Below are 11131 nucleotides of genomic sequence, written 5' to 3' on the forward strand. Positions count from 1 at the left end.
ATTTGACCCCTACCGGGACGACTTCGGGTCGAGCGCGTCCCGCAACGCGTCGCCGAAGAGGTTGAAGGCGAACACCAGCGCGAAGATCGTGATGCCCGGGAAGAACACGTACGCCGGGTCGGTCTGGAGGAAGTCCAGACTGCGGTAGATCATTCGGCCGAAGCTCGGCGTCTCGTCGCTGAGGCCGACGCCGATGAACGACAGCGCGGCCTCGCTGGTGATGAACTGCGGCACCGCCAGGGAGAACGACACCAGGATCGGCGCCCAGATGTTCGGCAGCAGTTGCCGGAAGAGCATGTGCCCCAGCCCGGCCCCGCTGGCCCGGGCGGCCTCCACGAACTCCCGCTCGCGCAGCGCGATCACCTGCCCGCGTACCAGCCGGGCCGTGCTGGCCCAGCCGAAGATGGCGAAGACGGCGATCAGCACGCCCACCCCGAAGGCCGACGACACCTGCCCCCGCTCACCATAGAAGCGCAGCGTGATGGTGGGGGTGAGCGCCAGCGCGATGATCAGGAAGGGCATGGCCAGGGTCAGGTCGGTGATCCAGTTGATCACCGCGTCGAGCCAGCCGCCGAGGTAGCCGGCGAGCGCACCCAACACGACCCCGATCGCCGCAGTGATCAGGGCCGCCGCGAACGCGATGAACAGCGACGTCCGCAGCCCGTAGATCAGCCGGATGAAGATGTCCCGGCCCAACCCCGGCTCCAGGCCGAACCAGTGCTCGCCGGTGACACCGCCGGCGTAGCCCAGCGGCATCCCGAAGCCGTCCAGCAGGTTCTGGAACTGCTCGCGCGGACCGATCCCGTAGACCATCTCGATAAGCGGGGCGGCCAACCCCAACAGCAGGAAGAAGACCAGGAGTACGCCGCTGACCACCGCCGTCCGATCGCGGCGCAGCCGCAGCCAGGCGAGCTGACCGGGCGAGCGGCCGACGACGCCCTTCGCGGCGGCCCCGCCCTCGTCACCGCCGGCTTCGATCTCGGCCAGCGCCACGCCCTCCACCGGTGACAGGCTCACGACGACACCTCCTCGATGTTCGCTGCGACGCCGCGACCAGTTCCGGCGGTGGCCACGCCCGGACCGGCGGCGGCCGGCTCGGGGCTCGTGCTGGCCGCATCCCCTCCGGGGCTCGTGCTGGCCGCTTCCCCTTCGGGGCTCGTGCTGACTGGTTCCCCTTCGGGGAAGTGACACGCGGTGGCCTGCCGGCCGCCGTCGCGCGGGATCAGCGCCGGCTCCTCGGTGGCGCAGATGTCCTGCGCCTTCCAGCACCGGGTGCGGAACCGGCAACCCGACGGCGGGTCCAGCGGGGTGGGCACGTCACCGCTCAGCCGGATCCGACCCGCCGGGCCGAGCTGGGTGACGTCCGGGATCGCCGAGAGCAACGCCCGGGTGTACGGGTGCTGCGGCCGCTCGTAGATGTCCGCTCGGTCGCCGATCTCCACGATCCGGCCCAGGTACATCACCGCGACCCGCTGGCAGAAGTGCCGGACCACGGCCAAGTCGTGCGCGATGAACACGAAGGCCAGGCCCAGCTCCCGTTGCAGGTCACGCAGCAGGTTGACGACCTGCGCCTGGATCGAGACGTCCAGCGCGCTCACCGGCTCGTCGGCGACGATCAGCTTCGGCCGCAGGGCCAGCGCGCGGGCGATGCCGATGCGCTGACGCTGCCCGCCGGAGAACTCATGCGGGTACCTGTTGTAGTGCTCCGGGTTCAGCCCGACCAGCTCCAGCAACTCCTGCACCCGGGCCTTGATCCCACCCGGCGGCTTGATCCCGTTGACCTGCAACGGCATCGCCACGATCCGGCCCACGGTGTGCCGCGGGTTCAGCGAGGCGTACGGGTCCTGGAAGATGATCTGGAGTTCCTGACGCAGCGGGCGCAACTCCCGGCGACCGGCGTGCGTGATGTCCCGCCCGTCGAACTCGATGCTGCCGCTGGTTGGCTCCAGCAGCCGCACCAGCATCCGGCCGGTGGTGGTCTTGCCGCAGCCCGACTCCCCCACCAGGCCGAGCGTCTCGCCCGGGCGCACGTCGAAGTCGAGCCCGTCCACCGCCCGCACCAGACCTGTGGTGCGCAGCCCCAGACGTACCGGGAAGTGCTTGCTCAGGCCGCGTACCCGCAGCAATGGCTCATCGGTCATCGGGCCACCCCCACTCGTGCGACGTCCTCGGCGTAGAAAGTGGCGCGCTCCTCGGCGCTGAGATGGCAGGCGACCAGGTGGCCGTCGGCCCCGGCTGGGCGCAGTTCGGGCACCTCGGAGCGGGACCGGCTGCCGGCGCGGTCCGCGTACCGGCAGCGGGGGTGGAACGCGCAGCCCGACGGCAGGTTGATCAGGCTGGGCGGGTTGCCGGGGATGGGCAGCAGGTCCGCGTCCGCGTCGCCGTGCAGCGACGGCACGCTGGAGAGCAACCCCCAGGTGTACGGATGCTGCGGCGCGCGGAGCACCTGCTCGACGCTGCCCTGCTCGACGGCACGCCCGCCGTACATGACCAGCACGTCGTCGGCGACCTGGCCGACCACGCCGAGGTCGTGGGTGATCAGGATGATCGCGGAGTGGAACTCGGCCTGGAGGTCGGCGAGCAGGTCCAGGATCTGCGCCTGCACGGTCACGTCCAGCGCGGTGGTCGGCTCGTCGGCGATCAGCAGCGCCGGGTCGTTGACCAGGGACATCGCGATCATCGCCCGCTGACGCATGCCGCCGGAGAACTCGTGCGGGTACTGGTCGAAGCGACGCGCCGGCTGCGGGATCCCGACCCGGTTCAACATGTCGATCGCCCGCTGGCGGGCCGCGCGCCGGTTGACCTTCGGGTGGTGCACCCGGTACGCCTCGGCGATCTGCCGACCCACCGTGTAGTACGGGTGCAGCGCCGACAGTGGATCCTGGAAGATCATTGCCATGTCCCGGCCGCGCAGCCGGCGTACCTCGTCCTCTGCGAGGCCGATCACCTGCCGGCCACCCACCGAGATCTCCCCGGTGATGGTGGTCCGTCTGGGGTCGTGCAGGCCGAGGATGGCCAACGAGGTGACGCTCTTGCCGGAGCCGGACTCACCCACGATGCCGAGGGTGCGGCCCCGCTCGACGGCGAACGACACCCCGTCGACCGCGCGCACCACGCCATCGGAGGTGTCGAACCGCACCCGAAGGTCACGCACCCGCAGGTAGGCGTCCTCGTTGCCGCGCTGCGTCGGCACGGTGGGATGGTCGTCCGGTTCGCCGGACGGCAACGGTTCCGAGCTGTCCACGGCCACCTCCCTCAGTGACGAAGAGAACTTACAGGAAAGTCCCGAGGGTGAAAATAAGCTACATAGCCGGCACGTGTCAGCGGGCCCGAGCGTAACGAGTCGGCATCGGCCCCGCACCCCCGTCACCTCGCCATCCACACCCGTTCATGGCCCTTGACGCACGTCAAGTGCGATCATTGGATCCGCAACCAGCAGAGGATGCCCCTGGCACGAGGTGGAGGTGACGATGACTGCCGCGGTGTTCAATCATGAAGGCCCGTGGACCGAAGAGGAGTACCTCGCCCTCGGCGAGACGCAGCAACGCGTCGAACTCTTCGACGGGAGCCTTCACGTGACCCCAGCCCCCACCCCTCGGCACCAAAACATCTCGGGCGAATTACGCGCGGTGCTACGGGCCCCGGTTCGCGAAGCGGGCCTGCACGTCTTGGAAGCGGTAAACGTTCGGCTCAGGCCGGGACGAATTCCGATTCCCGATCTCGTCATCACCAGCCCGATCGACTTCGACGAACCCAACGTCGAGGCGAGTGATGTGCGGCTGGTATGCGAAATCATCTCACCGAGCAACGCGTCCACCGACAAAGTCCTCAAGATGCACTACTACGCCGCTGCCGGCATCGAGTGGTATCTCCTGGTGGAACAGGACAGCGGCACCATGCATCTGTACCGGCGGCGAGGCGGTCACTACACCGAACAGTCCGTGACGAGACCGGGCGAGGTGCTGGTGCTGACTGAGCCGGTGAAGGCCACCATTCGGCCTGAAGAACTGCTCCCCTGACGGGTGTCGGTCGGCTGGCCTAGGGTCGGTCCATGACCGAGTTCGACGCGGCCACCGCCGCCGTCCAAGCCGCCCTCGACGCGGGGGCTCGGTACGCCGACGCCCGGGTGATGCACCGCCGCTACGAGTCGATGACCGCGCGCAACGGTGACGTGGAGGAGCTGACCCAGGACGAGAGCGTCGGGCTGGGCGTCCGAGCGCTGGTCGGGGCGAGCTGGGGCTTCCACGCCGTACCCGATCTGTCTGACGCCGCCGCCTGCGACGCCGGCCGGCGCGCGACGCGGACCGCCATGGCGAGCGCGCGGGTGCCGGGCCCGCCGGTCGACCTGGTGCCGGTCCAGGCGGTCACCGCGAGCTGGGCCTCCGGCTGCCAGATCGACCCGCTCGGGGTGCCCCTGTCGGACAAGGGCGACCTGCTTGTCGACGCGACCCGCACGATGGCGCGGCACGGCGCGGACCTGGCCGAGGGCCTGTACCAGATCTGGGACACCGCGAAGTGGTTCGTCTCCAGCGAGGGTCACCGCATCGACCAGCGGATTCGCGAGTGCGGCGGCGGCATCTCGGCCACCTCGATCGGCGACGGCGAGACGCAGCGCCGGTCCTGGCCGAGCTACCGGGGGCAGTACGGCACCACGGGGTGGGAGCTGGTCGAGTCGCTCGACCTGGCCGCGCACGCCGCGCAGATCGCCGAGGAGTCCCGAGCGCTGCTCACCGCGCCGCCCTGCCCGGCCGGCGAGACGGACCTGATCCTCGGCGGCGAGCAGTTGGCCCTACAGATCCACGAGTCGGTCGGGCACGCCATCGAACTGGACCGGATCCTCGGCTGGGAGGCGGCGTTCGCCGGCACGTCCTGGCTGGACCTGGCCCAGCTCGGCTCGCTGCGCTACGGCTCCGAGCTGATGAACATCACCATCGACCCGACCATCCCGGGTGCGCTGGGCAGCTTCGGTTTCGACGACGAGGGCTCCCCGGCGGTCAAGCGGGACGCGGTCCGGGACGGTCGCTGGGTGGGTGTGCTCGCCGGGCGGGACTCCGCCGCCATGGCCAGCCTCGATTACGGCGGCAGCGTACGGGCAGACGGGTGGGCCCGGCTGCCGATGGTGCGGATGACAAACGTCGGCCTGGAACCCGGCCCGCACACGCTGGAGGAGATCATCGCCGCCACCGACGACGGTGTGCTGATGGACCTCAACCGGTCCTGGTCGATCGACGACAAGCGGCTCAACTTCCAGTTCGGCTGCGAGGTCGGCTGGGAGATCAAGAAGGGGCGGCGGGGGCGGATGCTGCGCAACCCCACGTACACCGGGATCGGCCCACTGTTCTGGCGCTCGATGGACATGCTCTCCGGCGAGACGGTCGCCTGGGGGACGCCCAACTGCGGCAAGGGCCAGCCCGGCCAGATCGGGCACACCGGCCACCCGGCCGCGCCGGCCCGGTTCAAAAACGTCCGGGTAGGAGTCTCGGCATGAGTGGGCAGACGGAGTCGGAGCTGGCGGGGCAGGTTGTGGAGCTGGTTCGCCGTCTCGGCGGGCCGGCCGCGCAGGCCGAGACGGTGGTAACACGGGCGGACCTGGCGCTGACCCGGTTCGCCAACTCGGCCATCCACCAGAACGTCTCCGAGTCGACCGTCGGGGTCCGGCTGCGGGTGCACGTCGACGGTCGGACGGCCGCCGGCAGCGGCAGCGTGGTCACCGCCGACGGGCTGAGCGCCCTGGTGGAGCGCACCCTGGCCGCGGCACGACTCTGCCCACCCGACCCGGGCTGGCCGGGGCTGGCCCCGCCCGCGTCCACGCCGGACGCGCCACCCGTCGACGAGGCCACCGCACACGCCGAGCCGGATCAGCGGGCCGACCGGGTGGGGGCGTTCGTGGCCGCCGCCGGGAACCTAAGCACCGCCGGTTACTGCCGCACTGCGCACCGCTCGTCGGCGTTCGCCAACTCGGCCGGGCAGTCGGCGTACGGCCGCTCGGTAGAGGCCGCGATGGACGGCATCGCCCGCCGCGATGGGGCCGACGGGGTGGCCCGGCGCTGCGCCGACCGGCTGTCCGACCTCGACGGCGCCGAGTTGGGCGCGCAGGCGGCCGCGAAGGCGCAGGCGGCGGCCGACCCGGTCGAGCTGCCGCCGGGGCACTACGAGGTGGTGTTCGAGCCGGCCGCCGTGGCGGACCTCCTGCAGAACCTGTCCTGGTACGGCTTCAACGGCAAGCGGTACGCCGAGCGGCAGTCGTTCGCCGAGCCGGGCACGGCCCAGTTCGACCGGGCAGTGACACTGGTGGACGACCCGCTGAGCGCATCCGGGCTGCCGTTCGACGCGGAGGGCACGCCTCGACGGGCGCTGACGCTTGTCGAGGCGGGCACCACCCTGGCGGTGGCGCACGACCGGCGGACCGCCGCCGAGGCGGGTGCGGAGTCCACCGGGCACGCGGTCGCCGGGGGCACCACCTGGGGCCCGATGGCCCGCAACCTGCGGCTGACCGGCGCAGCGGTAGGCCCGGCCAGTGCGACGGGCCGGAGCACGACCGGCGCGGCGGCCGGAGCGGTCGTCGACACGGACACTGCCGCGTTGGTCGCCGGCGTACGCCGAGGGCTGCTGGTCACCGACCTCTGGTACACCCGGGTGCTGGACCCGAAGAGCCTCGTCGTCACCGGGCTGACCCGCAACGGCGTCTGGCTGATCGAGGACGGCGTGGTCGTCCGGGCCGTCCGTGACCTGCGGTTCACTGAGTCGTACCCGCGGGCGCTCGGGCCGGGGGCCGTGCTCGGGCTGGGCGCTCGGGCGGTGCGCCAACCGGATCGGGTGGACGGCGTTTGGTGGGCGGCACCTTCGCTGCGGCTGGCGTCCTGGCACTTCACCGGAGGTGCCTCCGGCTGACCGCAGTGACGTTCCTCGACGACGCGCATCGACCGTCTTTTTCGCAGGCCAGACACACGGGACACTCCCTTGCGCGGACGGCTCGCAGAGATCGGCGTAACGTGTGTCACTTAGCTGCGTCGGTCGATCCGGCGTGGTCGTTGGTGTGCGCATGACGTGGCAGCGGGTGCGGGTTCGCCGGTCCGCGTGCCGACCGGAGAGAGACCAGCCCGCCCGTACGGGCCCGTCGAGGAGACGACTCGAATGACTTCAACGGCAACGAGGCCGCGGGGAGCGCGGGCGCGCGCCGCCATCGCGGCGAAGACGTTGCGTACCGACCGATGGTGGTTCGCCCCGCTGATCACCGTGATCGGGCTCAGCGCCTGGGTCGCGTACGCGACGGTCCGGGTCTTCATGCACAAGTGGTACTGGGTGGACCAGTTCCACTACCTGACCCCGTTCTACTCCCCGTGTGTGACCGACCGGTGTGTCGAGCAAGCCTCGCACTTTGGCCGGTTCCTGCCCGGCTGGTGGATCATCCCGGACGCGGCGCTGACCCTGCCGTTCCTGCTGCTGTTCCGGCTCACCTGCTACTACTACCGCAAGGCGTACTACCGGTCGTTCTGGCTGTCGCCGCCGGCCTGCGCCGTCCCGGACGGGCACAAGGAGTACGGCGGGGAGACCCGTTTCCCGCTGCTCGGTCAGAACCTGCACCGCTACTTCTTCTACGCCGCCGCGATCATCTCGTTGATCAACACCTGGGACGCGATCCTCGCCTTCCACTCGCCCAAGGGCTTCGGCTTCGGGCTGGGCAACATCATCCTGCTGCTCAACGTGGTGATGCTCTGGGCGTACACGATCTCCTGCCACTCCTGCCGGCACATCATCGGCGGTCGGCTCAAGCACTTCTCCAAGCACCCGGTGCGGTACAAGGCCTGGACGTTCGTCTCGGCGTTGAACGTCCGGCACATGCAGCTCGCCTGGATCACCCTCGGCACCCTGGCGCTGGCCGACTTCTACATCATGGCGCTCGCGGCCGGCTGGTTCTCCGACCTGCGGTTCATCAACTAAAGGGCCCCTGACATGACCACTACCACTCGCATCGAGCGACACCACTACGATGTCGTCGTCATCGGGGCCGGCGGCGCCGGTCTGCGCGCGGCGATCGAGGCCCGGCTGGCCGGCAAGAAGACCGCGATCATCTCCAAGTCGCTGTTCGGCAAGGCGCACACGGTGATGGCCGAGGGCGGCGCGGCCGCCGCAATGGGCAACGTGAACAGCCGGGACAACTGGCAGGTGCACTTCCGCGACACCATGCGCGGCGGCAAGTTCCTGAACAACTTCCGGATGGCCGAGCTGCACGCGAAGGAGTCGCCGCAGCGGATCTGGGAGCTGGAGACGTACGGTGCGCTCTTCGACCGCACCAAGGACGGCAAGATCTCGCAGCGCAACTTCGGCGGTCACGAGTATCCGCGCCTGGCGCACGTGGGCGACCGGACCGGCCTGGAGCTGATCCGCACCCTCCAGCAGAAGATCGTCTCGCTCCAGCAGGAGGACCACCGGGAGTTCGGCTCGTACGACGCCCGGATCAAGGTCTTCTCCGAGACCACCATCACCGAGCTGCTGCTCGACGGTGACCGGGTGGCCGGCGCGTTCGGCTACTACCGCGAGTCGGGCGAGTTCATCCTCTTCGAGGCGCCGGCGGTCGTGCTGGCCACCGGCGGTGTCGGGCGCTCCTACAAGGTCACCTCGAACTCCTGGGAGTACACCGGGGACGGGCACGCGCTGGCGCTGCGCGCCGGGGCGACGCTGATCAACATGGAGTTCCTCCAGTTCCACCCGACCGGCATGGTCTGGCCGCCCTCGGTGAAGGGCATCCTGGTCACCGAATCGGTGCGCGGCGACGGTGGCGTGCTGAAGAACTCCGACGGCAAGCGGTTCATGTTCGACTACGTCCCCGACGTCTTCCGCAAGCAGTACGCGGAGACCGAGGAGGAGGCGGACCGCTGGTACACCGACCCGGACAACAACCGGCGTCCACCGGAGCTGCTGCCCCGCGACGAGGTGGCCCGCGCGATCAACAGCGAGGTCAAGGCCGGCCGGGGCTCCCCCGCCGGCGGTGTCTTCCTGGACATCGCGAGCCGGCGTTCGGCCGACGAGATCCGCCGCCGGCTGCCGTCGATGTACCACCAGTTCAAGGAGCTGGCCGACGTCGACATCACGGCCGAGCCGATGGAGGTCGGGCCGACCTGCCACTACGTGATGGGCGGCGTCGAGGTGGACCCGGATTCGGGCGCCGCCTTCGGCCACGTACGCGGGCTGTTCGCCGCCGGTGAGGTCTCCGGCGGTATGCACGGCTCCAACCGACTCGGCGGCAACTCCCTGTCCGACCTGCTGGTCTTCGGCAAGCGGGCGGGCGGGCACGCGGCCAGTTACGCCGACGGGCTCGCCGCCCGACCCAAGGTGGCCGTGGACGCGGTCGAGGCCGCCGTGGAGACCGCGCTCGCACCGCTACAGCGCGACACCGGCGAGAACCCGTACACCCTTCAGCAGGACCTCCAGGCGGTCATGGGGGACCTGGTGGGGATCATCCGCCGGGAAGGCGAACTGGCCGACGCGCTGGTCCGGCTCGCGGAGCTGCGCGAGCGGGTCGCCAAGGTGAGCGCGTTCGGCGGCCGGCGCTACAACCCGGGCTGGCACCTCGCCCTGGACCTGCGCAACATGCTGGTGGTCTCGGAGTGCACCGCGAAGGCGGCGCTGGAGCGGCAGGAGTCGCGCGGTGGGCACACCCGGGAGGACTTCCCGGCGATGGAGCCGAAGTGGCGGCAGGTCAACCTGGTCTGCGCGCTGGACGGCGACACGGTGCAGCTGACCCGGAAGCCGCTGCCGAAGATGCGGCCGGAGCTGATCGGCCTCTTCGACCGGGCCGAGCTGGCCAAGTACCTCACCGACGAGGAGATCGCCGACTTCGACGCCCTCGTTGCCGACGCTGGAGAGGCGGACAACCGATGAGCGCGAAGCGTCAGTTCCGGATCTGGCGGGGCGACGAGACCGGCGGCGACCTCCAGGACTACATGGTGGAGGTGAACGAGGGCGAGGTCGTCCTCGACGTCATCCACCGTCTCCAGGCCACCGACGCGCCCGACCTGGCCTGCCGGTGGAACTGCAAGGCCGGCAAGTGCGGCTCCTGCTCGATGGAGATCAACGGCAAGCCGCGGTTGGGCTGCATGACCCGGATGTCGACCTTCGGCGACGACGAGACCGTCACGGTCACCCCGCTGCGCACCTTCCCGATCATCCGGGACCTGGTCACCGACGTCTCGTTCAACTACGAGAAGGCTCGGGAGACCCCGGCGTTCGCCCCTCCGGCGGACGTGGCCCCGGGCGACTACCGGATGCAGCAGGTCGACGTCGAGCGCTCGCAGGAGTTCCGCAAGTGCATCGAGTGCTTCCTGTGCCAGACGGTCTGCCACGTGATCCGTGATCACGACGAGAACAAGCAGGCGTTCTCCGGCCCCCGGTACTTCATCCGGGCGGCCGAGCTGGACATGCACCCGCTGGACGCGCGGACCGACCGCAAGGAGTACGCACAGGCCGAACAGGGCCTCGGCTTCTGCAACATCACCAAGTGCTGCACCGAGGTCTGCCCCGAGCACATCAAGATTACCGACAACGGGATCATCCCCATGAAGGAACGGGTCGTCGACCGCAGGTACGATCCCCTTGTGTGGCTTGGTAGCAAGATCTTCCGTCGGGGCGAGACTCCCCAGACCAGCGTGACCACCGCCCGTCAGGGCTCGGCGACGCCGGGCTCCGCCCGGGGTGGGGCACACTCGCACGCGGGTGGCTCCCACGACTCGCGGGCCGAGGCGCAGGCACAGAGCGGCGTCAACTGGGACCGGGAGGTGCCTCACCCGACCGCCCCGGCGGTCGACGAGCGGGGCAAGCTGCCGCTTACCGAACTCACCTTCGACCGGGCCGCCGCGCCGTCGCCGTTCGGCGACGACGTGACCTTCCCGCTGCCTCCGGAGCACCTCAACTTCGCCCACCCGGAGCAAGACAAGAAGCACTAATCACCCAAACAACAACGGGGGCCGTGGCTATTGCCACGGCCCCCGTCTCTCTCCCCCGGCTCCCGAACCCACCCCACCCCACCCCACCCCACGCCCGGGGTGATCAAGAGGTTTCGGTCATCAGAAGGCGTGATCCTGACCGAAACCTCTTGATCACCCGGAGATGGGCGGGAGGGGCGGGCCGGGAG

General features: G+C 70.0%; 9 protein-coding genes. 6 read left to right on the forward strand and 3 right to left on the reverse strand.

The window, feature by feature from the left end; all coding sequences use genetic code 11:
• Positions 1–9: 9 nt before the first annotated feature.
• From IF46_RS0123265 to IF46_RS0123275, 3 genes are read right to left on the reverse strand one after another with little or no spacing between them, the layout of a single operon-like run.
• Positions 10–1017: an ABC transporter permease gene (locus IF46_RS0123265; protein WP_030490488.1), complete on the reverse strand. Its 1008-nt coding sequence runs from the start codon at positions 1015–1017 to the stop codon at positions 10–12.
• A complete protein-coding gene (locus IF46_RS0123270; protein WP_232234128.1) occupies positions 1014–2141 on the reverse strand; it encodes an ABC transporter ATP-binding protein in 1128 nt (375 codons plus the stop codon). The genes IF46_RS0123265 and IF46_RS0123270 overlap by 4 nt, the downstream gene beginning before the upstream one ends.
• Positions 2138–3193, reverse strand: coding sequence for an ABC transporter ATP-binding protein (locus IF46_RS0123275; protein ID WP_030490490.1), 1056 nt, complete (start codon positions 3191–3193; stop codon positions 2138–2140). Before IF46_RS0123275 ends, IF46_RS0123270 begins: the two co-directional genes overlap by 4 nt.
• Before the next feature lie 277 nt (positions 3194–3470).
• On the opposite strand from IF46_RS0123275, the gene IF46_RS0123280 reads away from it, so the two are divergent.
• The 6 genes from IF46_RS0123280 to IF46_RS0123305 all read left to right on the forward strand — a co-directional run bounded on the left by IF46_RS0123280 (position 3471) and on the right by IF46_RS0123305 (position 10943).
• A complete protein-coding gene (locus IF46_RS0123280) occupies positions 3471–4019 on the forward strand; it encodes a Uma2 family endonuclease (protein ID WP_030490491.1) in 549 nt (182 codons plus the stop codon).
• Positions 4020–4051: 32 nt separating this feature from the next.
• Entirely contained in the window at positions 4052–5488 is a 1437-nt protein-coding gene (locus IF46_RS0123285; RefSeq protein ID WP_030490492.1) for a TldD/PmbA family protein, read from the forward strand.
• A complete protein-coding gene (locus tag IF46_RS0123290) occupies positions 5485–6891 on the forward strand; it encodes a TldD/PmbA family protein (protein ID WP_030490493.1) in 1407 nt (468 codons plus the stop codon). The genes IF46_RS0123285 and IF46_RS0123290 overlap by 4 nt, the downstream gene beginning before the upstream one ends.
• Before the next feature lie 243 nt (positions 6892–7134).
• On the forward strand, positions 7135–7941 hold the full coding sequence (locus IF46_RS0123295; RefSeq protein WP_030490494.1) for a hypothetical protein: 807 nt from the start codon (positions 7135–7137) through the stop codon (positions 7939–7941).
• 12 nt (positions 7942–7953) lie between these two features.
• Positions 7954–9882 carry a fumarate reductase/succinate dehydrogenase flavoprotein subunit gene (locus IF46_RS0123300; RefSeq protein WP_030490495.1) on the forward strand — a complete coding sequence of 643 codons (1929 nt, stop codon included), beginning with the start codon at positions 7954–7956 and terminating at the stop codon, positions 9880–9882.
• Positions 9879–10943 (forward strand): succinate dehydrogenase/fumarate reductase iron-sulfur subunit, encoded by a 1065-nt coding sequence (locus IF46_RS0123305; RefSeq protein WP_030490496.1) that lies wholly within the window; start codon positions 9879–9881, stop codon positions 10941–10943. Before IF46_RS0123300 ends, IF46_RS0123305 begins: the two co-directional genes overlap by 4 nt.
• The last annotated feature ends 188 nt before the right edge of the window (positions 10944–11131 follow it).

The sequence above is a fragment of the Micromonospora chokoriensis genome, assembly GCF_000718555.1.
Lineage (GTDB): Bacteria > Actinomycetota > Actinomycetes > Mycobacteriales > Micromonosporaceae > Micromonospora > Micromonospora chokoriensis_B.

Excerpts from the sequence above, each read along its gene's own strand:
- IF46_RS0123270 (WP_232234128.1), bottom strand. The coding sequence starts at position 2,141 with ATGACCGATGAGCCATTGCTGCGGGTACGCGGCCTGAGCAAGCACTTC.
- IF46_RS0123280 (WP_030490491.1), top strand. The coding sequence starts at position 3,471 with ATGACTGCCGCGGTGTTCAATCATGAAGGCCCGTGGACCGAAGAGGAG.
- IF46_RS0123285 (WP_030490492.1), top strand. The coding sequence starts at position 4,052 with ATGACCGAGTTCGACGCGGCCACCGCCGCCGTCCAAGCCGCCCTCGAC.
- IF46_RS0123290 (WP_030490493.1), top strand. The coding sequence starts at position 5,485 with ATGAGTGGGCAGACGGAGTCGGAGCTGGCGGGGCAGGTTGTGGAGCTG.
- IF46_RS0123295 (WP_030490494.1), top strand. The coding sequence starts at position 7,135 with ATGACTTCAACGGCAACGAGGCCGCGGGGAGCGCGGGCGCGCGCCGCC.
- IF46_RS0123300 (WP_030490495.1), top strand. The coding sequence starts at position 7,954 with ATGACCACTACCACTCGCATCGAGCGACACCACTACGATGTCGTCGTC.
- IF46_RS0123305 (WP_030490496.1), top strand. The coding sequence starts at position 9,879 with ATGAGCGCGAAGCGTCAGTTCCGGATCTGGCGGGGCGACGAGACCGGC.